Source organism: Capnocytophaga bilenii (genome assembly GCF_017565765.1).
GTDB classification, from domain to species: Bacteria; Bacteroidota; Bacteroidia; order Flavobacteriales; family Flavobacteriaceae; genus Capnocytophaga; species Capnocytophaga bilenii.
The window spans coordinates 250,591-271,848 of sequence record NZ_JAGDYP010000003.1 but is presented as its reverse complement, the minus strand read 5'-3'; the positions used below and the strand labels follow the sequence as shown (position 1 = coordinate 271,848).

The 21,258-nt window shown below is 38.0% G+C and carries 25 protein-coding genes; 21 read left to right on the top strand and 4 right to left on the bottom strand.

The features are described from left to right. The 21 genes from J4N46_RS05670 (at window position 1) to recA (ending at window position 17,903) form a co-directional block, all read left to right on the top strand. On the top strand, window positions 1-318 hold the full coding sequence (locus tag J4N46_RS05670; RefSeq protein WP_009416926.1) for an LNS2 domain-containing protein: 318 nt from the start codon (window positions 1-3) through the stop codon (window positions 316-318). Continuing rightward, window positions 315-1,322, top strand: a complete 1,008-nt coding sequence (gene neuB, locus J4N46_RS05665; protein ID WP_009416925.1) for an N-acetylneuraminate synthase — start codon at window positions 315-317, stop codon at window positions 1,320-1,322. Before J4N46_RS05670 ends, neuB begins: the two co-directional genes overlap by 4 nt. Beyond that, window positions 1,319-2,479 carry a UDP-N-acetylglucosamine 2-epimerase gene (gene neuC / locus J4N46_RS05660; RefSeq protein WP_009416924.1) on the top strand — a complete coding sequence of 387 codons (1,161 nt, stop codon included), beginning with the start codon at window positions 1,319-1,321 and terminating at the stop codon, window positions 2,477-2,479. The genes neuB and neuC overlap by 4 nt, the downstream gene beginning before the upstream one ends. 3 nt (window positions 2,480-2,482) lie before the next feature. Then, on the top strand, window positions 2,483-3,373 hold the full coding sequence (locus tag J4N46_RS05655; protein ID WP_009416923.1) for a methionyl-tRNA formyltransferase: 891 nt from the start codon (window positions 2,483-2,485) through the stop codon (window positions 3,371-3,373). Then, window positions 3,370-4,041: a PIG-L deacetylase family protein gene (locus tag J4N46_RS05650; RefSeq protein WP_009416922.1), complete on the top strand. Its 672-nt coding sequence runs from the start codon at window positions 3,370-3,372 to the stop codon at window positions 4,039-4,041. Before J4N46_RS05655 ends, J4N46_RS05650 begins: the two co-directional genes overlap by 4 nt. A 2-nt stretch (window positions 4,042-4,043) precedes the next feature. Then, complete coding sequence (locus J4N46_RS05645) at window positions 4,044-5,087, top strand: nucleotidyltransferase family protein (protein WP_009416921.1); 1,044 nt, start codon at window positions 4,044-4,046, stop codon at window positions 5,085-5,087. A 3-nt stretch (window positions 5,088-5,090) separates the two neighbouring features. Beyond that, window positions 5,091-5,807, top strand: coding sequence for an acylneuraminate cytidylyltransferase family protein (locus tag J4N46_RS05640; protein ID WP_208058483.1), 717 nt, complete (start codon window positions 5,091-5,093; stop codon window positions 5,805-5,807). A 4-nt stretch (window positions 5,808-5,811) separates the two neighbouring features. Then, entirely contained in the window at window positions 5,812-7,104 is a 1,293-nt protein-coding gene (locus J4N46_RS05635; RefSeq protein WP_009416919.1) for a glutamate-1-semialdehyde 2,1-aminomutase, read from the top strand. Next, window positions 7,104-7,895, top strand: a complete 792-nt coding sequence (locus J4N46_RS05630; protein ID WP_208058482.1) for a nitrilase-related carbon-nitrogen hydrolase — start codon at window positions 7,104-7,106, stop codon at window positions 7,893-7,895. Before J4N46_RS05635 ends, J4N46_RS05630 begins: the two co-directional genes overlap by 1 nt. Then, window positions 7,892-8,659: an oxidoreductase gene (locus J4N46_RS05625; RefSeq protein ID WP_208058481.1), complete on the top strand. Its 768-nt coding sequence runs from the start codon at window positions 7,892-7,894 to the stop codon at window positions 8,657-8,659. Before J4N46_RS05630 ends, J4N46_RS05625 begins: the two co-directional genes overlap by 4 nt. Before the next feature lie 12 nt (window positions 8,660-8,671). Continuing rightward, a complete protein-coding gene (locus tag J4N46_RS05620) occupies window positions 8,672-9,823 on the top strand; it encodes a hypothetical protein (protein ID WP_208058480.1) in 1,152 nt (383 codons plus the stop codon). Between the two features lie 3 nt (window positions 9,824-9,826). After that, window positions 9,827-10,846 carry an acyltransferase family protein gene (locus J4N46_RS05615; protein ID WP_208058479.1) on the top strand — a complete coding sequence of 340 codons (1,020 nt, stop codon included), beginning with the start codon at window positions 9,827-9,829 and terminating at the stop codon, window positions 10,844-10,846. A 20-nt stretch (window positions 10,847-10,866) separates the two neighbouring features. Next, window positions 10,867-11,754 (top strand): NAD kinase, encoded by an 888-nt coding sequence (locus tag J4N46_RS05610; protein WP_208058478.1) that lies wholly within the window; start codon window positions 10,867-10,869, stop codon window positions 11,752-11,754. 14 nt (window positions 11,755-11,768) lie between these two features. Then, window positions 11,769-12,083, top strand: a complete 315-nt coding sequence (locus J4N46_RS05605) for a DUF721 domain-containing protein (RefSeq protein ID WP_236013752.1) — start codon at window positions 11,769-11,771, stop codon at window positions 12,081-12,083. A 4-nt stretch (window positions 12,084-12,087) separates the two neighbouring features. Then, the gene (locus tag J4N46_RS05600; RefSeq protein ID WP_009416912.1) at window positions 12,088-12,627 is read left to right on the top strand and encodes a GNAT family N-acetyltransferase; all 540 of its coding nucleotides are present in this window, start codon (window positions 12,088-12,090) and stop codon (window positions 12,625-12,627) included. Between the two features lie 18 nt (window positions 12,628-12,645). Continuing rightward, a complete protein-coding gene (locus J4N46_RS05595; RefSeq protein WP_208058477.1) occupies window positions 12,646-13,983 on the top strand; it encodes a dihydroorotase in 1,338 nt (445 codons plus the stop codon). A 3-nt stretch (window positions 13,984-13,986) separates the two neighbouring features. Then, window positions 13,987-14,424, top strand: a complete 438-nt coding sequence (locus J4N46_RS05590; protein WP_208058476.1) for a DUF4296 domain-containing protein — start codon at window positions 13,987-13,989, stop codon at window positions 14,422-14,424. Window positions 14,425-14,432: 8 nt separating this feature from the next. Continuing rightward, entirely contained in the window at window positions 14,433-15,104 is a 672-nt protein-coding gene (locus J4N46_RS05585) for a DUF4271 domain-containing protein (RefSeq protein WP_208058475.1), read from the top strand. Window positions 15,105-15,140: 36 nt separating this feature from the next. Then, complete coding sequence (locus J4N46_RS05580; protein ID WP_009416908.1) at window positions 15,141-15,890, top strand: uroporphyrinogen-III synthase; 750 nt, start codon at window positions 15,141-15,143, stop codon at window positions 15,888-15,890. Continuing rightward, window positions 15,887-16,669, top strand: coding sequence for a UDP-2,3-diacylglucosamine diphosphatase (locus J4N46_RS05575; RefSeq protein WP_208058474.1), 783 nt, complete (start codon window positions 15,887-15,889; stop codon window positions 16,667-16,669). The genes J4N46_RS05580 and J4N46_RS05575 overlap by 4 nt, the downstream gene beginning before the upstream one ends. A gap of 67 nt (window positions 16,670-16,736) precedes the next feature. Further along, window positions 16,737-17,903: a recombinase RecA gene (gene recA, locus J4N46_RS05570; protein ID WP_009416906.1), complete on the top strand. Its 1,167-nt coding sequence runs from the start codon at window positions 16,737-16,739 to the stop codon at window positions 17,901-17,903. 28 nt (window positions 17,904-17,931) lie between these two features. On the opposite strand, the gene J4N46_RS05565 is transcribed toward recA, so the two are convergent. The 4 genes from J4N46_RS05565 to porM form a co-directional block, all read right to left on the bottom strand. Beyond that, entirely contained in the window at window positions 17,932-18,261 is a 330-nt protein-coding gene (locus J4N46_RS05565) for a nucleotide pyrophosphohydrolase (RefSeq protein ID WP_009416905.1), read from the bottom strand. Continuing rightward, window positions 18,251-18,670 (bottom strand): hypothetical protein, encoded by a 420-nt coding sequence (locus tag J4N46_RS05560; RefSeq protein WP_208058473.1) that lies wholly within the window; start codon window positions 18,668-18,670, stop codon window positions 18,251-18,253. Before J4N46_RS05560 ends, J4N46_RS05565 begins: the two co-directional genes overlap by 11 nt. A 104-nt stretch (window positions 18,671-18,774) precedes the next feature. Then, the gene (porN, locus tag J4N46_RS05555) at window positions 18,775-19,677 is read right to left on the bottom strand and encodes a type IX secretion system ring subunit PorN/GldN (RefSeq protein WP_009416903.1); all 903 of its coding nucleotides are present in this window, start codon (window positions 19,675-19,677) and stop codon (window positions 18,775-18,777) included. A 7-nt stretch (window positions 19,678-19,684) separates the two neighbouring features. Beyond that, window positions 19,685-21,256 carry a type IX secretion system motor protein PorM/GldM gene (gene porM, locus J4N46_RS05550; RefSeq protein WP_208058472.1) on the bottom strand — a complete coding sequence of 524 codons (1,572 nt, stop codon included), beginning with the start codon at window positions 21,254-21,256 and terminating at the stop codon, window positions 19,685-19,687. Window positions 21,257-21,258: the final 2 nt, after the last annotated feature.

Here is a 21,258-nt window from a genome sequence, read left to right as displayed (position 1 = left end):
ATGCAAATAATAATAGATATTGATGGTACTATTTGTACTGAAGAAAAGACCTATAGTCGTTCATTAGCACGTCCTCTTAAAGATGCTGTTTCTTCTGTAAATGCTTTATATGATGAGGGGCATACCATTATTTTTTATACAGCTAGAACTTGGATGGAGTTTGAAATGACAACCGACTGGCTCAAAAAAAATGGTTTTAAATATCATCAATTGGTAATGGGGAAACCTATTGGAGATGTATGGATAGACGATAGGGCTTTACCTTTTACAAATTGGGAAAGTATGAATAGTATACTAAAAGAGAAAATAAAGAAATGAAAAAGGTAGTAATTATAGCAGAGGCTGGGGTAAATCATAATGCTGACCTCAATAAAGCCAAGCAGCTAATAGATGTTGCTGCAGAAAGTGGTGCTGATTATGTAAAGTTTCAAACTGCAGTTCCTAATTTGGTTGTTACAAAAAAAGGGACTATGACGGAATATCAAATCCAGAACTTAGGGATAAAAGAGTCTCAGTTAGAAATGACTAAGAAAATTCACTTGCCATTATCTGATTTTAAGATTTTATCACAATATGCTGAAACAAAGAATATAAAATTTGCTTCAACGCCCTTTGATTTAGTATCTATAGATACTCTAAAGGAATTAAATATGGATTTTTTTAAGATTCCTTCTGGTGAAATTACTAATTATCCATACTTAGTTAAAGTGGCAAAGATGGGTTTGCCTATTATTATGAGTACGGGAATGGCTACGATTGCAGAAATAAAAGAGGCTGTAAAGGTGCTTACTGATAATGGGGTGTGCAAAGATAAAATTACGATATTGCATTGCAATACAGAATATCCTACTCCTATGGAGGATGTAAACCTAAAGGCGATGCTACATATTCAGCAAGAATTGGGTGTAGCGGTGGGTTATTCTGACCATACTTTAGGAATAGAAGTACCTATAGCAGCGGTAGCTTTAGGAGCTACGGTAATTGAAAAACACTTTACCTTAGACAAAAATTTACCAGGCCCTGACCATAAGGCTTCTCTTGAGCCTAAAGAGCTAAAAGCTATGGTAAGTGCTATTCGCAATATAGAAAAAGCGATAGGAGGCTTGGGGGTGAAAGAGGTATCGGCTTCTGAAGCTAAAAATGAGCCTATTGTAAGAAGAAGCATTATAGCTAATAGGGCTATAAAAAAAGGGGAATTGCTTACAGAAGAGAATCTTATTGTTAAACGACCTGGCACGGGGCTTTCGCCTATGCGATGGAATGAGGTGATAGGTACCAAGGCGATAAGAGATTTTGAAGAAGATGATTTTATTGAGCTATGAGAAAAGTTTGTGTTATAACGGGTACAAGAGCCGAATTTGGCTTGCTACATCATACTATAAAAGCAATTGAAGAGGATAAAACATTGCAACTTCAATTGATTGCAACGGGAATGCATCTTTCCCCTGAGTTTGGTTTAACTTATAAAGATATTGAAAACGCAGGATTTACGATTGATAAAAAGATAGAAATTCTTCTTTCTTCTGATACTCCTGTAGGAATCTCTAAAAGTATGGGGCTTGCAATGATTTCTTTTTCGGAAGCCTTTGCGGAGCTTAAGCCTGATATTATCTTAGTTTTAGGTGATAGATTTGAAATCTTTTCGGCAGTGAGTGCAGCTATGATAGCTCGTATTCCTGTGGCACATTGTCACGGGGGAGAAGCAACAGAGGGGCTAATAGATGAGGCTATTAGGCATAGTATTACCAAAATGTCTCAGATACACTTTTGTGCTACTGAAATATATAAAAAAAGGATTATACAATTAGGCGAAACACCAAATAAGGTTTTTAATATAGGTGCTTTAGCTCTTGAAAATATTTTGAAGTTAAAACTTTTATCTAAAGAAGATTTTGAAACCTCAATTAATTTTAAATTAGATAAAAAATACACTTTTTTAGTTACTTTTCACCCTGTTACACTTGAAAAAGCAACTTCAGCAGTACAAACACAACAATTATTAAATGCGTTGGATAAGATTGATAATTGCAAAATCATATTTACTAAATCAAACTCTGACACTGATGGGCGAATTGTAAACCAAATGATAGAAGAGTATGTGGCTAAAAATTCTTCAAAAGCAGTTTGTTTTACCTCTCTGGGGCAACTGCGCTACCTTTCGGCATTACAATATGTAGATGCTATGATAGGAAACTCATCGAGTGGTATAGTAGAGGCTCCAAGTTTTAAAATTGCTACTGTAAATATAGGTGATAGACAAAGAGGTAGAATAATGGCAGAAAGTGTGATACAATGTGATAGTTCATCACAAGATATTGAAGCTGCTATTAACAAAGCCATTTCGAGCGAGTTTAAAACGTTACTAAAAACTGTAGAAAATCCGTTTAAGGGAGTAGATGCTCCTTCGGAAGAAATAGTTAAAGTTTTAAAAAGTATAGATTTGGAAGATATACTCAAGAAACCATTTTATGATTTATAAGAGATGAGAATAGTTTTTATAGGTACTGTTGATTTTTCATATAGAGCATTGGAGGCGCTTATAGAACATAATTTTGATGTAGTGGGGGTTATTACCAAAAGAAAATCAGATTTTAACGCTGATTTCTGTGATTTAACACCTTTAACGGATAAATATCATATTCCTGTTTTTTTTAGAAAAAAGGATAATGAAGAAGAGCTTATAGCTTTCTTAAAAGAAAAAAAACCTGATGTGATTTATTGTTTTGGTTGGTCGCATATACTTCCCTCTGAGATATTATCAATTCCAAAATACGGAGTAGTAGGTTTTCACCCTACTGAACTTCCCAACAACAGAGGGCGTCACCCCCTAATATGGGCTATTTTTTTAGGATTAAAAAGAACTGCAAGTACATTTTTTATAATGGATGAGGGTGCAGATACAGGAGATATTATTTCACAAGAAATAGTAGCTATAGAAGAGACTGATACTGCTGAAACACTTTATAAAAAAGTAGGTGAAATTGCAATAAAGCAAATTATAGATTTTTCTAAAGAATTTGAACTGAAAGGTGAAAATATAGAAAGGAGAAAGCAAAATATAGCAGAGGGTAATGCGTGGAGAAAAAGAGGAAAAGTAGATGGACAGATAGACTTTAGGATGTCATCGGAAGCTATTTACAATTTGGTAAGGGCATTGACGCACCCTTATGTAGGAGCTCATATAAAATTGGATGGAGAAAAAGAGGTAAAAATATGGAAAGTTATAAAAAAAAGTTGTACTTTTGTAAATTATGAGCCGGGAAAAGTTTTAGAAGTAGAAAACAACAAGATACTTGTAAAAACATATGATGGGGCAATTCAAATTATAGAACACGAGTTCTTAGAACTTCCAAAAAAAGGACAATACTTATGAAAAAAGTTATAGTTATATCGGCACATCCTGATGATGAGATTTTAGGAGCTGGTGGGACTTTGTTAAAACATAAAAAAAATGGTGATAAGATATATTGGCTTATTGTAACTAATGTTTTGGAAAGTTGTGGCTTCTCTAAAGAACGTGTTTGTAGCCGACAAAAAGAAATAGAAAAAATTTCTGAGGCATTGGGTGTAGAAAAGGTATTCTTATTGAATTATCCCACAATGTCCCTTTCAACAAGTACATTGATTGAAATGGTTCCAAAAATATCAAAAGTTTTTACTGAGATAGAACCCGAAATAGTGTATTGTTTGAATCGTTCGGATGCTCATTCAGATCATAGAATTACATTTGATGCAGTAATGGCTTGTACAAAATCTTTTAGATACCCTTTTATTAAACAAGTGCTTATGTATGAATGTATTTCTGAAACTGAATTTGCACCTCAGTTACCTGAAAAAGTATTTATACCTAACTATTTTGTAGACATTTCATCTTTTTTAGAAGAAAAATTAGAGCTGATGAAAATTTATGAATCTGAGGTAGGAGAGCATCCTTTTCCAAGGAGTTTAAGAAATATAGAAGCATTAGCAACTTATAGAGGAGCAAGTGTGGGAGTAGAATATGCCGAGGCTTTTCAACTTATCAAATATATTGACAAATAACAATGAGATCAGACCTATTAATTCATAAGGATAAGAACTTAGTAGAGGGCTTGCAGAAGCTGAATGCTTTACGGAACATCAGTAGGTTGATACTATTTGTGGTAGATGATAATGGGCGTGTGATAGGTTCGGTTACTGATGGAGACATAAGGCGTGCGATAGTAAGTGAACAGCATTTAGAAAAGAAGTTGGGAGATATTTGTTACAAGGGTTTTACTTACCTAACCCAGCTATCTTCGTACCAGAGTTTTAAGAAATACCGTAAGAGCGATATAAAAATTTTACCTATTCTGGATGATGAAGGCAGGATGGTGGATTTGATAGACTTGGAATATACAGAGGCTCAACTTCCTTTGGAGGCGGTAATAATGGCAGGTGGTCGTGGGAAGCGCTTAAGTCCGCTAACGGATACGATTCCTAAGCCGATGCTTAAGCTGGGGAGTAAGCCTATTATAGAGTATAATATAGACCGATTGATTAGTTTTGGGATTAAGAAAATCTATATATCGGTAAAATATCTTGGTGAGCAGATAGTGGATTATTTGGGTGATGGCAGCCAAAAGGGGATTACTATAGAATATGTGTGGGAAGATGAACCTCTGGGTACTGCAGGCGCTTTGGCTCTGATAGATGACTTTAGTACGGAACACGTGCTGGTGATGAATAGTGATTTGTTTACCAATGTGGACTTTGAATCACTATACCTAAAATTGCTAAATGAAGGGGCTGCTATGGCAGTAGCATCGACAGAATACAAGGTGGATGTGCCTTATGCTGTATTTGAGACTAAAGATGGGCGAGTAACGAACTTTAAAGAGAAGCCGAGCTTTATATACCACTCTAATGCTGGTATTTATATACTAGAGCGCTCGCTAATTTCTACTATAGAGCGAGGAAAATATTGTGATATAACGGATGTGATGGAGCGCTTGGTAGCCAGTGGTGGTAGATTGGTTTATGACCCTATTATAGGTTATTGGATAGACATTGGGAAAACAGTGGATTACGAGCACGCACAAGAGTTTATAAAACATTTAGAACGCTAAGCAATGTATAATAATAAAAAAATATTGGCTATTATCCCTGCAAGAGGAGGTAGTAAGGGATTGCCTAATAAAAACATAAAGCCTTTATGTGGCAAACCATTAATAGGTTGGAGCATAGAACAAGCCCAAGCAAGCAACTATATTGATGAGATATTCGTATCGACTGACAGTGCCGAAATAGCTTCGGTGGCTGAGAGTTTTGGGATAAAAGTACCTTTTTTGAGACCTGCGGAATTGGCGACTGATACTTCGCCATCTTCGGAATTTGTACTACACACAATTGATTACTACCGCAGCCAAGGACAGGAGTTTGATTATATACTGCTGTTGGAGCCTACTTCGCCACTGCGTGATGTTGCAGATATAAATACCGCTATAGAGCAGTTATTAAATCATAAGAGTGCTAAAAGTATTGTAGGCGTTTCGAAAGTAGAAGCTACTCATCCTGCTTTCTTGGTAAATTTATCTAAAGAAGGATTATTAGAGCCCTATTTGGGAGAAATGAAGGTGTTAAGAAGGCAAGATTTAAATGATTTATATTTTTTTGAGGGTTCTTTATATTTATCGGATATCAACTTTTATATAAAAGAACATACTTTTTATCATCATCTTACGCTGCCTTACATAGTACCTAAATATAAAGCATACGAAATAGACGATATAGTAGATTTCTATATTGTAGAAAGAATTTTAGAATTAAAATTAAAAAATATATTATAACAAGATGACTTATAGCGAACGATTAAATAATTTGATACCTGGAGGTTGCCACACATATAGTCGTGGTGATGACCAATATCCTGAAAATGCCCCACAAATATTTGAAAGAGGTGAAGGGGCTTATACTTATACTCCTGATGGGAAGGAGTTTTTAGACTATGGTATGGCACTACGTGCCGTTACGATAGGCTATGGAGAAAAGAGAATTGCTAATGCAGCTATTGAGCAAATATGGAAGGGTAATAACCTTACACGTGCTTCGGTAATAGAACTAGAAGCAGCTGAGGCGATGGTAGACCTTATACCTAGTGTGGATATGGTGAAATTTGCAAAAAATGGCTCGACTGTAACTTCAGCAGCAGTGAAGATGGCGCGTGCTTATACAGGTAGGAAATATATTATCCGTTGTTTTGACCACCCTTTCTTTTCGTATGACGACTGGTTTATAGGTGATACTGTAATTACTCGTGGTATTCCTAAAGAAAGCCACGAACATACTGTAAACTTTAGGTATAACGATATACAATCATTAGAGGTTTTATTTGCTCAACATCCTAATGAAGTGGCGGGTGTGATTTTAGAGCCTGCTACTACTGAACACCCTAAAGATAACTTTTTGCAAAAAGTAAGAGATTTATGCCATAAAAATGGGGCTTTATTTATTCTTGATGAAATGATTACGGGCTTCCGTTGGCATTTGCAAGGGGCACAAACTTATTATGGTGTAGAGCCTGACCTATGTACTTTTGGTAAGGGTATGGCAAATGGTTTTTCGGTAGCAGCTCTTTGTGGCAAACGCGAGTTTATGAAGATTGGAGGCATTAAGGAGATAGGTGCTGAACGTGTTTTCTTGACTTCAACTACTCACGGAGCTGAGATGAGTGGCTTAGGAGCTTTGGTAGAAACTATAAAATTCTATAAAGAACACGATGTAATAGGACATTTGTGGGATTATGGTACTAAAATTGTTGCTGGGATGAATGCTATTGCTAAAGAGTTAGGTATAGAGGATTACTTTTCAGCAGGCGGTATAGAATGCAGCCCTTATTATCTTACTAAAGATGCTAATAAAGAAGTATCAATGGCTTTTAGGACACTTTTTTCGCAAGAAATGATTAAAAACGGAGTGTTAATGCCTGTAATTGTTTTTTCGTATGCTCATAAGCAAAGAGAATTAGACAGAACATTTGAAGCTACGCGCAAAGCTTTACAAGTATACAAAAAAGCACTTGAGGAAGGAGTGGAAAAATACTTGGTGGGTGAAGTTGTAAAACCTGTATTTAGAAAATATAACTAATGAAAATAGCATTAGTTTCGCTTGACCAGCAATGGGAAAACAAGGTTGCTAACAAGCAAAAAGTAGCAGCTACATTGGCACTTATTGCATCGCGCTGCACTGGTATAGACTTGGTGGTATATCCTGAAATGACCCTTACGGGTTTTACGATGGAGAGCGAAAGAATAAAAGAAGCGGAAGGGAGCTCTGACACGATTGCTTTTTTTGAAGAACAGGCTAAAAAATACGGTGTAAATATAGCCTTTGGGGTTGTTTTAGCAAAAGGCGACAAGGCTGGTAATTGTTTGGCGGTAGTGAGTGGGCAAGGAGTGCTGCTCACTACTTACACTAAAATACACCCTTTTTCGTATGCTAATGAAGATGCTCATTACCAAGCGGGTAATAGCCTAAAAAAAGTAAATATAGGAGGTGCAACTATAGGGCTGACTATCTGCTACGACTTGCGTTTTCCGGAGCTTTATCAGGGATATTCTAAAGATTGCCAAGTGTTGCTAAATATAGCTAATTGGCCTGAACGGAGGGTAACTCATTGGAAGGCACTTATTAAAGCAAGGGCTATAGAGAACCAAGTGTTTGTGGTGGGTGTAAATCGTATAGGGAAAGATGGTAATGGCTTGCAATATGTAGCTTCATCGGAAATTGTATCGCCGTATGGCGAGGAACTGAAAGGGGTATCACTTTCTGAAGAGGTTGCTGTATATGAAATTGACCTTGGGGAGGTAGCCCAATATAGGAAGGAATTTCCTGTAAAAAACGACAGAAAAATAACGCTATACAAAGATATATTATGAGCGGATTGATAGAAGATAAAATAGTGGTAATTACTGGAGGTGCTGGCTTGTTGGGCAAGGAGTTTTGCCAAGCTATTGCTGCTAATGGAGCTATTGCTGTAATGGCAGAATATGACCTTTCGGTAGCAGAAAAAGTATGTAATGCTTTGGGAAATAGCCTTATAGTACCTGCCCAAGTGGATATTACTAACAAAGATTCTGTTTCGGCACTTATTGCTACTATTTCAGAAAAATATGGCAAAATAGATGCTTTAGTAAATAGTGCTTACCCTCGTAACAAAAATTTCGGGAAGCATTTTTTTGATGTGGAGTACGAAGATTTTTGTGAGAATTTGGGAATGAACTTAGGGGGGTATTTTCTTACCTCACAGCTATTTGCGAAGTACTTTTACAAGCAGGGATATGGCAATATTATTAATTTGGCATCGATATATGGGGTGATAGCACCACGTTTTCAGATTTACGACAATACACCAATGACATCTGCAGTGGAATATGCGGCTATTAAATCGGGGTTGATACACCTTACAAAATATATGGCTAAGTATTTTAAAGGGAAACATATCCGGGTGAATACCATCTCGTTGGGAGGAATTGAAGACCGCCAACCTGAGCCTTTTTTGAAGGCTTATAAGGAATTTTGCTTGAACAAGGGGATGCTGGATGCTAAGGATGTATCGGGGACAGTACTATTCTTGCTATCAGACCTTTCGGAGTATGTAAACGGGCAGAATATTGTGGTGGATGATGGTTTTACATTGTAACACAGAGATAATATGACAAAGCGTACCATTGTATATTTTGACTATCAGCCGTTATCGCAGCAGGTGTATGACGATTACTACTTGGGGCAATTGGTTAGTGCAGGTTGCTGTGTGGAGTATTTGGACTTGACACGGTTGTACTTTCCTTCATTCTGTAAAGAAGTATCGTTTGAAGGAATAAAGATACATTATATTGGTTCGTTTAGTGAATTGGAGAGGGTAATAGCTGGATTTTCTAAGGATACGCTTTTTGTTTCACGGCTTACCTTTACAGATATAGTGGTGCGCCTTTTTAGGTTGTTTAAGAAATACAACTGCCAACTTGTAGCTCTAACTCGTGGGGCGTTCCCAGCTATGCCTATAACCGACAAAATCATTAACAAATTACGACAACCCTCACAATACTTTAGTTACCTGAAAAAGGTGGGAACTATCTTGCTGAAAAAGGTAGGTTATGTACAGAAATACAAATATGTGTTTAACTGTGGAACTTCATTGTGTAACATTGGCTTGGGATGGCAATACGATGTAGCACAAGCAAAGATTATCGGTGTAAATACGTGTGATTTTGAGCGTATTAGAGATACTGAAGAAGTACCTTTTGCTTATAAATACATTGTCTTTTTAGATGAGTACCTTCCTTTTCACCCTGACTTTAAAATGTTTGGAGAGGCTACTATTGGTGAGGATATTTATTACAAGCAACTGAATACTTTTTTTAAAAAAATAGAAGCTGCTTGCCAGCTGCCTGTAGTAATAGCCGCCCACCCCAAAGCGGAATTGTACAGGACGCATAATTATTACGAAGGCAGGGAGGTGCTTTTTGGCAAAACAGCTGAATTGGTAAAAAATAGTGTGTGCGTACTTGCTCATTGTAGTACTTCGATAGGGTATGCTATCGCTACTGAAAAGCCTTTGGTATTTTTGAATGCGTTGTTGTACAAGCAAAATATACATCGCATTTATCAGTATATTAATTTTTTGGGTGAGTACTTAAATACTAAGGTTTTTCTTTTAGACGATACTGAGGCTGATTTTTCTATTCCTGTAGTGGATAAGGGGCGTTATGAGGAGTATAAATATAATTTTTTGACAAATAAGGAGACTGAGAAACTCAATTCGGGAGAGATTTTTGTAAAAGAGATTGTAAATTGTAAGATTTAAATTGTGAAAGTAAAGAGGATTGATTATTTGGACGCTATACGTGGAATAGCGGTATGGCTGGTGGTGTTGTATCACGCTTATGCGCGATATGAACATTTCCCTTATGGCTTTGAATATGCTTCTTTTCCTCTTTTAAAATATGGGTACTTGGGAGTAGAGTTGTTCTTTCTTATTTCGGGGTTTGTTATCTTGATGACTTTAGAACGTAGCAGGAGTTTTATTAACTTTCTGTATAAACGTTGGTTGCGGTTGTTTCCTGCAATGGCAATCGTTACTTTGCTTTTCTATGTGGGTTATTATCTATTTTGTGAGAAATGGATCCCGTATTACAACCTCCTGCCTGGTCTTACTTTTACAGAACCGTACTTTTATAAAAAACTATTGCATATAGACACTATAAAAGCTTTATCACCCAGCTTTTGGACATTATTTGTAGAGGTGAAGTTTTATGCTATTTTTGGAGGTGTATTTTTTCTATTGAGAAAAAACGTCCATAAATCTATATTATTTCTGGTCATACTATGGTGTTTTTCAATTATTACATCTTTGGTTTGTCATAATGAATTTGTAATGAAGATTGCAGAACTTTTTATATATTATGGGTGGTTTGCTGGGGGATGTTATGCTTATTTATATTTTAAAACTCAAATAGATAAATACCTTTATCTTTCGGGTGGCATTACTTTAGCAGCTATTATACTATCTGCATTGTCAAAAGAATATTTTGTGGAATATTTCATAACTGTTATAACTATCATTGCAGTGTTTTTTATACCTTTAGTATTTGAAAAAGTACGTTTTGTTTTTCAGAATAAATTTTTATTGTTTTTTGGGTTTATTAGTTATAGTTTTTACTTGTTACAAGAGCCTATACTACTTTTCTTTATAGATAAAATACATACTGCTGCTGGAGGAGTAATTAATTCGTTTTGTATTCCTTTGCCATTATTTATAGCTATTACAGGATTATCATACGGAGTTACCAAAGCAGAAATATGGATAAGAAAACTAATAAAATTTTGAATTGTGGGTAAAAAAAGAAGATGAAAATAGCTATTTATATACGGCAGTATAGTGCTGAAAATGAGGGGATACTGGATACTTTGTTGGGGTTGCTGGACGATGGGGATAGGGTGTGTGTTGAGAATGAAATACTAAATGAGCTTAGAACGCATAGTGATAGATTTGAGGGTTTGTGTGGTTTTGGCGGTTTTGAGGACTTGGACGATTCGTTTGATGTGATGCTGACTATTGGTGGCGATGGTACGCTGCTGAAGAGTATTGGCTATATTAGGGATTTGGAAATTCCTGTACTGGGTATTAACTCAGGTAGGCTGGGTTTTTTGGCTACGGCTCATAAGGATAATTTGCAAACGGTGGTGCAACAATTGCGGGAACGTTCGTACGAAATTGTAGAACGCTCGGTGATAGAGGCTGTATTTAGCGATGATTTGACGCCTGTGGCTGAGGTTAATTTTGCGATGAACGAAATTACTGTTACGCGAAAAAATACGGCTTCGATGATTACTATTGATACGGAATTGGATGGTGATTACCTTTGTTCGTATTGGGCTGATGGGCTTATGATTGCTACGCCTACGGGCTCTACGGGCTATTCGCTGAGTTGTGGTGGTCCTGTAATTTTGCCTACTGCTAAGAATTTTGTATTGACACCCATCGCACCGCATAACTTGAGTGCTCGCCCCTTGATTATTCCTGAAGATACGGAGGTAAGGCTTTCTATTTCGGGCAGGGCGAAGAAGTATTTGCTGTCGCTGGATTCGCAAATACTATCGTTGCCTAACAAACGTGGTGTGATTATCAGGCGGGCTCCGTTTGTGGTACGGATGATACGCTTGGGGGGTGATAGCTTTGTAAAAACGCTTCGCAGCAAATTGTTGTGGGGAGAGGATAGAAGAAATAAAGTGTAATTTTTTTTGGAACTATGGAGGCTGAGGACAGGGATTTTGTGGATAAGAATGTGCATTCGCTGGGTGAGGTGATTGAGCTGATTATTGCGCAAGGAAAATTGAAACGTGGATTGCAGCGGGCTAGGCTTCCGCAGCTTTGGGGTGATATTCTGGGTGATGCGGTGGCAAAACATACTACGCTGGTATCTCTTGATAAACGAACCTTATACGTACAACTCAATTCGCCTGCTCTTGCTAATGAATTGAGCTATGGGAAACACAAAATTATTGCTTACCTTAATGAGGCTTTGGGTGAAGAACTCATAGATAAATTGATTTTTTTGACTTAAATATATGATACGAGCGGCAAGACCTGAGGATGCTACAGCGGTGGCTCCGCTAATGTTTCAGGCTATGGAAGAGATTGTTTATAAGATGATTGGGCGTGCTGATAGGTATGAGGGTATTGGTTTTCTGGAGTTGCTTTTTGCAAAGGGGGGAAATCAGTATTCGTATGAAAATGCGTGGGTATATGAGGATGAGCGAGGCATAGTGGGGTCGGTAGTGGCTTATGATGGTGGAGAATTGTACGCTTTGCGGTTGCCTGTATTGGAACTTATAAAGGAGCGCTATGGCACCGAAATTGTACTGGAAGATGAAACTGGCGCTGGGGAGCTTTACATAGATACGCTGAGTGTGTTGCCTTTGGCTCAGGGCAGTGGTATTGGCTCGGCACTTATCAATCACTTGAAGGGGCTTCATAGATTGCCTTTGGGGCTACTGGTGGATGTGAATAATGCTGAAGCTGAGCGGCTTTACAATAGATTGGGCTTTGTGTATGCTAACCAGCAGGCTCTTGCCGGTGGTGTGTATAAACATTTGGTATTATTCTGAACTTTAATTTCTAAAAATATGAAGACGCTTATAAAAAATGCTCGTATGGTGAGTGACGGCTGCATTGGTGAAGGGGATTTGCTGATTGCTGGTGATAGGATTGAGAAAATTGCAAAAGATATCACCCCTGTAGGGAATTGTAAGGTGATAGATGCTGGTGGTAAATTGCTTTTGCCTGGTGCTATTGACGACCAAGTGCATTTTCGTGAACCGGGGTTGACTCATAAAGCGACTATTGGGAGTGAAAGTGCAGCGGCTGTAGCTGGTGGGGTTACTACTTTTTTTGAGCAGCCTAATACGATGCCTCAAACGATAAGTATTGAGCGTTTGGAGGAGAAATTTGCTATCGCTGGACGTACTTCGTATGCTAATTATTCCTTTTTCTTGGGGGGTACTAATGATAACTTGGAAGAACTGAAGCGCTTAGACCGCAAGGCTTGTGCTGGGGTAAAACTTTTCTTGGGTTCTTCGACTGGGAATATGCTTGTGGATAACGAGCGTACTATTGAGGAGATTTTTAGCAATGTGGATTTGGTGATTGCGGCGCATTGTGAAGATGAGGCTACTATACGTAAAAACTTGGGTTATTACGAATCGGTGTATGGCGAAAATATTCCGATGGGGACTCACCCTTTGATACGGAGTGCTGAGGCTTGTTACTTATCGAGCAGTAAAGCTATTGCCCTAGCTAAAAAAACAGGGGCTCGCCTACACGTATTTCACCTATCTACTGCTCGCGAGACGGCTCTCTTCAGAAATGATATTCCGCTAAAAGATAAAAAAATAACCGCTGAGGTGTGTGTGCATCACTTATGGTTTAGCGATGCTGATTACGCTGAAAAGGGTAGCCTGATAAAATGGAACCCTGCCGTGAAGACGGCTGAGGACAGGGGTGCGCTATGGACTGCACTATTGGACGACCGCTTGGACGTGATTGCTACTGACCACGCGCCTCATACGTGGGAGGAGAAGCATCAGGTGGGGTATGGTCGTATTCCTTCGGGGGCGCCTTTGGTGCAACATTCGTTGGTTGCTATGCTTGAAAAAGTTCAGGAGGGGGTTATTTCGGTAGAAAAAGTTGTAGAAAAGATGTGCCATAACCCTGCTATTTTATTTGATATTGCTGATAGGGGCTACTTGCGCGAGGGGTATTTTGCTGATGTGGTATTGGTGGATATGAACTCTCCTTGGGTGGTGGCAAAAGATAATTTGCTGTATAAATGTGGTTGGAGCCCAATGGAAGGGCAAGGCTTCCGCAGTCGCATTGTAAGTACGTGGGTGAATGGTAATTTGGCGTATGATAATGGTGGGGTTATCCCTGCTTGCTATGGTGCGCGGGTGTGTTTTAATCGTTAGGCTATGAGGAGTTTTTTGTATATTGTAGTAATTGCTTTGTTTTTTGGTGGCTGCAAAAGGAATATAGTGCCTAAACCTGATCATTTTTTGGATGCTAAACAAATGGAGCAACTTCTGTATGATTTGGCTCTCTTGGAAAGCATCAAAAACTATGATGCGCAATACCTTGATTCTCTGCAAGGAACGCCCCAAGAATACATCTACAACAAATATGGTACTGATAGTATTGCTATCGCTCAAAATATGATTTATTACGCTTCTTTTCCCAAAGTATATGACCAAATTGTACATAACGTAGACACACGGCTAAAGGAACAACGCGATAGCCTCCAAGCTATCCAAAATCGCCCTACCCCAAAAAGTGAATCTAAACAGCCAGAGCTCGATCAAATCAACAAGGTAGATCAATTTAACAACACAGATAGCTTAAGCATACAATAACATATTCTTTGGAATCAATAGCTCTACATACTTCATACCTAAACTGGGTATTTCCTGCCTTCCTACTGGTCTTTGGACTGGTGGCTTTCTTGCGTACCTTTTACCCAAAACACTTCGCCGATTACCAACGCTTGCTTGTTAATAACAAATATATTGTTATCTACGGGAAAAAAGAAACAAGAGGACACCTCTTTACCATCGTTCTATACTTCTTGCAATGCATCAGTCTTTCCTTATTTCTGTATATATGGCTTAAAAGTGAAGGTATCACTCAACTCTTCAACCAACGCTTTATGTATCTTGAACTCTTGGTGATAGTTATAATAGTTCTGAGCATAAAACTACTTTTCCAACGATGGATAAGCAGTCTTTTTGAGCTATCGGAGTTCAGCAAAGAATACATCTTCAGCCGCATATCTTATACATCATACGCCTCAATAATGATGATTTTAGTACTTTTTATAGGCGTTTATTGCCAAATGATAAACAGAATATTACTATACACTTTACTATTGTTGCTACTGATAATCAGCATATTAAGTTGGGTAAAAATCATAAATGCAAATCGTAAAGAAATAAAATCATACTTATTATATTTTATTTTGTATCTTTGCACCCTTGAAATCGCGCCCTATGTTTATTTGTTTTACGGTGTAAAAACACTGTTTGGCAATGAATAAAAGAGCAACCTTTAGAGAAGTGTAAAGAAATATACTATGAAAGTAAAATCAATCTTAGTTTCGCAGCCAGAGCCAAAAGCTGATAACTCGCCCTACGCTCAAATCATTGAGAACCATAATGTGAAAGTAGATTTTGTACCTTTTGTGAAAGTGGAAGGTATGACAGCTAAAGATGTAAGAATGCAGAAGATAGATCTCACGAAATTTACAGCTGTAATACTAACGAGTAGAAAATCGGTAGACCACTACTTCCGCATAGCTGAAGAGATGCGTTTCAAAGTACCTGATACGATGAAATACTTCTGCCAATCGGAAGCAATTGCTTTTTATTTGCAAAAGTATATTACTTATAGGAAGCGCAAGATATATGTGGGTAAAAAGGAATTTTCGGAACTTTTGCCTATACTGAAGAAGTATAAAGAGGAGAAGTTTTTGTTTCCTGGTTCGGATGTTCCTAAACCAGAAGCTGAATTGGCGCTTGATAATTTGAAGATAAAATGGGAGCGTGTGGTTTTTTACCGTACGGTGTACTGCGATATTTCGGCTATAAAGAATAATAAATATGATATACTGACGTTTTTCAGTCCGGCGGGTATAGAGGCACTTTTTAAGAGTTTTCCTGATTTTTCGCAGAAGAAGACGCGTATAGCGGTATATGGAGATACGACATTGAAGGCGGCTGAAGAGGCTGGCTTGGTGATTGATATAAAAGCACCATCGCCAGAAAGCCCTTCGATGACGGTGGCTTTAGACCATTATTTGGGGAAAGTAAATGGTAAAAAATGATAGAAATAGCCTTAGAAGCAGGTAAGAATCTTTATTTTGCCTCAGATAATCATCTTGGAGCCCCAACAGCTGCTGAAAGCTTGCCACGTGAGCGGCGGTTTGTGGCTTGGTTGGAACAAATAAAAGATGAGGCTGGGGCTATCTTCTTGCTGGGAGACCTTTTTGATTTTTGGTTTGAATACAAAACGGTAGTGCCTAAGGGTTTTGTACGCACTTTGGGTACGCTGGCGAAGCTTCGCGATAGTGGGATTCCTATTTACTTCTTTGTAGGTAACCACGACTTATGGATGAATGATTACTTCAGTAAAGAACTTGGCATAGATGTGTTTCATAAGCCGCAAGAAATTGTGTGCTGTGGGAAGCGTTTTTTGGTGGGGCACGGTGATGGATTAGGACCTGGTGATAAGGGTTATAAACGGATGAAAAAGGTATTTACAAACCCTTTTTGCCAATGGCTTTTTAGATGGCTACACCCTGATATTGGGGTGCGTTTGGCACAATATTTATCGGTGAAAAACAAGCTTATATCGGGTGCTGAAGATGTTCACTTTCTAGGTGAGGAGAATGAATGGCTCGTGCAATATTGCCTAAAAAAGCTACAAACCGCTCATTACGACTACTTTCTGTTTGGACATAGGCACTTGCCAATGACGATACCCTTAAAAGGGGGGGCTACTTACATCAATACTGGGGATTGGATACATTACTACACCTATGCCTTATTTGACGGAAAAGAGCTACAACTCACTACCTATCCCCTACCCGATAGTAATCCTTAAGTTGGAAATCATTTGCATTTTAAAATTATTATCACTACCTTTGCAACGCTAAAAAAATAAGACAATTATGGCAAAAAATAATAAAGAAGTAAGCGTAGAAGAACAACGTAAAGAAGCCTTAAAACTAACACTTGCAAAATTGGATAAGGCTTACGGAAAAGGAACTGTACGCGCCTTGGGCGACACGCCCGTAGAAGATGTAGAAGTATACTCAACAGGCTCTATAGGTATTGACGCTATATTGGGCGTAGGAGGATACCCCAAAGGGCGTGTTATTGAAATATATGGGCCTGAATCATCAGGGAAAACGACCCTCACTCTACACGCTATCGCCGAAGTACAAAAAGCAAAAGGAACAGCAGCCTTTATAGACGCTGAACACGCCTTTGACCCTGTATACGCACAAAGCCTTGGCGTAGATGTAAAAACACTCCTAATAAGCCAGCCCGATAGTGGAGAACAAGCTCTTGAAATTGCCGATGCTCTTATACGTTCAGCAGCTGTAGACCTTATCGTAATTGACTCTGTAGCTGCCCTCACCCCAAAAAGCGAAATAGACGGCGATATGGGTGATTCTAAAATGGGACTACACGCTCGCTTGATGTCGCAAGCACTGCGAAAAATCACAGGAAGCATCAGCAAAGCAAATTGTATCGTTATTTTTATCAACCAATTGCGTGATAAAATAGGTGTATCATTCGGTAGCCCCGAAACCACTACAGGAGGTAATGCACTTAAGTTTTACTCCTCAGTTCGTATCGATATCAGAAAAGCAGGAGGTCCTCAGGGTACTGCAGCAATTAAAGACGGGAATGGCGAAATTATAGGAAATCGCACTAAAGTAAAAATCGTAAAAAACAAAGTTGCCTCTCCTTTTAAAAGCACAGAATTTGACATTATATTCGGACAAGGAATCTCAAAAGTAGGTGAAATATTGGATATAGGGGTAGATACCGATATTATAGTAAAAAGTGGTGCTTGGTTTAGCTACCAAGGGACAAAATTGGGACAAGGACGAGATGCTGCCCTCAAAATGTTGAAGGATAACCCTGAATTGGCTGAAGAATTAGAAAAACAAATCAGAGAGTGGTTAAAACACAACGAACTGCCATCAAAACCTAAAAAAGGAAAAAAATCAGTGGCAAAAGCCAAAAAGAATGAAACTCCTGATGAAGAAGAATATGAAGAGGAGGAATACGAAGACGATGATGATACTTACGAAGAAGAAGAGTAAATTATCAACCATAAAAAAACTCAGAGTACTAAGCTCTGAGTTTTTTATTATCCTGATGCCGCTGATGATCACGTTTCGTTTTTTTAATCATCTTCTTATCAAAAGCCTCCTGTAAATCAATACCTGTTTGATTTGCCAAACAAAGTACTACAAACACTACATCAGCAAGCTCTTCGCCTAAATCTTTATCTTTATCACTCTCTTTTTCTGATTGCTCACCATAACGCCTCGCAATAATACGAGCTACCTCGCCCACCTCTTCAGTAAGCTGAGCCATATTCGTCAATTCATTGAAATAGCGCACGCCGTGCTCTTTAATCCAATTATCAACCTCCAATTGTGCATTCTTAATATTCATATTTACTCAATAATTGATTTTCTTTAAAAAAGTACTTCCCTAAACCGTAATTCATCATTATCAACGCTGGATAAGCAATCCACATACCAAATACTTGCCCAAAAGTAGCTCCTTCAATAGCTGTTTTCAACGACCATAATACGCTTGCTTGTTCAAAAGTTAAGGTAGCAAAAAACCAATACGAAAACAAAATAGCTACCACAGCCCCATAAAGCCATAAATGGCGAGCATACCACAACTTGATGCTATTGATAAGCGGATAAACGCTACAAAGCACCAATAGCGTAACTACAGTGCCTATTTTTAACCAATAACCAGCCCATAAAGGATGTACAATCTCCAACATAAGCCAATTACTAAAAACAATCACTAAGAAATTAGTAATTAGAAAAGTAATAAATTTTTTCATACTTAATTATCCTTTTTTGTATTTTTAAAAAATCATAACTGTTTTAAAAGTACACTCAAAATACGTACTTTCAAAACAGTTATGAATACTGTGTGAATTTAAAATTAGTTTGCCCACATATCCTGTTCCCTATCACGTATCTTCTCTTTAATCTTATCCGATTCCAAGAGTTGTAACAAGGCATTATTAGGAATGTAATCTTTTATTTTCCTATCGCCATATACGTTAGCTTCCTGATAAATCACCGAGCTAAACATACGGGCATTCAGTAAGTGGTCAAATGACATTGGGCGAGCATCATTCTTTCTGTTGAAAGTCTTAGCCTCGTGTAATATCTCACGCACCTGAGGGTAAAATATCCAAAACAAAGGTACTAATGCCGACATTGTAGAGTCATCAGAGTCTATAAAGTTTACATCAGGAGCAACAGGAGCTAAAGCTAACAAGCGATATTTAAGCTCACCTTGGCGTTTATCAAAATACCATATACCACGAATGTGATATTGAGCAATATCTGAAGCCTCTAAGTTACGTCTTGTGATATATTCAGGTGAAAGAGGTTGTCCTGCATTCAATTCTTCATATCCCACATCCAAAGTATCTATTTTAGACATAGATGCCTCTATTTGCGCTGTTGTCTTTGTTTGAGTAAAATAAGAGTCAGAATACAAATCTTTTATTTTACCATTTTTGATATTCTTTAGCAATACATCGTATAGAGAACGTCTGTAAGCATCTACCTCCAATGTATCTGTAGGAAACAAAAGCGGAAAGTTTGCACGTTCATTAAGGTCTATTACTTCCCATACCTCTACCGACCAAAGAATATCACGATCATCTACATATCCGTAAGGTAGCGGTCTGTCGTTATCAGCTTCCTTTTGAGCTGCTGTTTTCACTCCTATTTCTGAAGCTACTTTAGCATTCAAAATATTCACCTGTGCCGAAGACAACTGAAAAGCAAAGAGTAAAATTAATAGTACTATTATATTCTTCATATACAACATATAATTCTTAGTTTGTTATTTCAACAGTGATAGGCGATACAGGAGGTAATTTAAGTGTAGAGTTACCTACTATATTAGCTTTTACATCAAATATTTGAACCTTATCACCTTTCCTAGCACGCATCACAGCATTTCTTGCAGCTTCGTTGAACTTGTTACCCTTTACAGCCACACTAGGTTGCCCTGGTATAAATACTTTGAACTCATTTACTTGCAACTTCAAGTCGAAGTCAAAGTCTTCAAGTACTGCATTTATAGGAAGTACCCCTAAGTTAGCTTTTGGCAATTTAGCTTCCAATATTTGTCCACCGATGCTTGTAGAAGCACGAGGAATACTCTTAATACGGAATAGTTTTGAAGAGCTGAAGCGTTGACCGTCAAGTTCACCTGTAACTGTGATAGTAACGTCTTTACCTTGTCCTGGTCTCATTACCCAAGCTCCTGTACCTGAAGCTTTTGAAAGCCCTTGTCCTGAAGCCATAATCTTATTATCAGGAACACCAGGCATAGAAATTGTGATTGGGTTATCAACACCACGATACACAACATTCATCTTATCAGCCGAAATAACTGCTGAATTTGGTTTAGGTATTGTAGAGAATGATTGTGATACAGGTACTGCAATACGCTCACCTTCTTGGTCAAAGTACAAGTTACCTGTGATTTTGTGTTCACCTGTGTTACCAGCACTAACGTTTAGTTTTACACGACCATCTTCAATAGAATATTCACTTGCAGATAGTTTTCTGCCATCTAATGATATATCTACTTGGTTAGGGCGAGTAGAAGCATCTTTACGACCTAATACGATAGCACCATCAAATTTTTCACCTTGGTAGTAAGCACCTTTACCTTGCTCAAGCAAAGTAGTATAATTGGTCATAGATACTTGAGATTTCAAGCTTCCTGCTAAAGCCTCAGAGAAGAAATCTTGTTGTACTGACAAGATATCTGATTGCATCATTGAGAATTTAGCTAAGGTAGCAATATAAGGGAAACCTTCAAAGTTAAAAGACAACCATTTTACAGTGTTACCATCTCTATCTTTTCTATCGTCTGTTTTAAAGTTATCCTTTACTTTAGCTGCCAATGAAGCGTAAGCTTTGTTAGTACCTAATATTTTAAGGACTTCTTCGCGATAGGTATTGATTTTGTTTACGAACTCATCTCCTTTAGTAGCGCCTTCGGCAAAGAACAAATGGTCTGTATAATCAGATTTATCCATTGATTGATAATCTTTTTCATCTACAGGGACATCTTTTTGCCCGATAACGTCTTCCACTCCTGTTTTAAACTCGCCAATATAATTATACAAATCTGATGATAATGCTTTAATTTGTTTGGCTTGTTCCAAAATCTGAGCGTACTGAGCTGGGTTTTCACCTGCTTTAGTTTGCAAATCTTCAAACGCAGCATTTATCACATTTGTCGAACGTGTATTCGCCGTTTCAAATTTTAAATTAACTAACCCGAATGCATCAAGCACTTGCTTACCCATATTCAAAGCAATCATCGCCAAGAATACCATATACATCAGGTTAATCATCTTCTGTCTAGGACTTGCCTTACCTCCTCCCATAA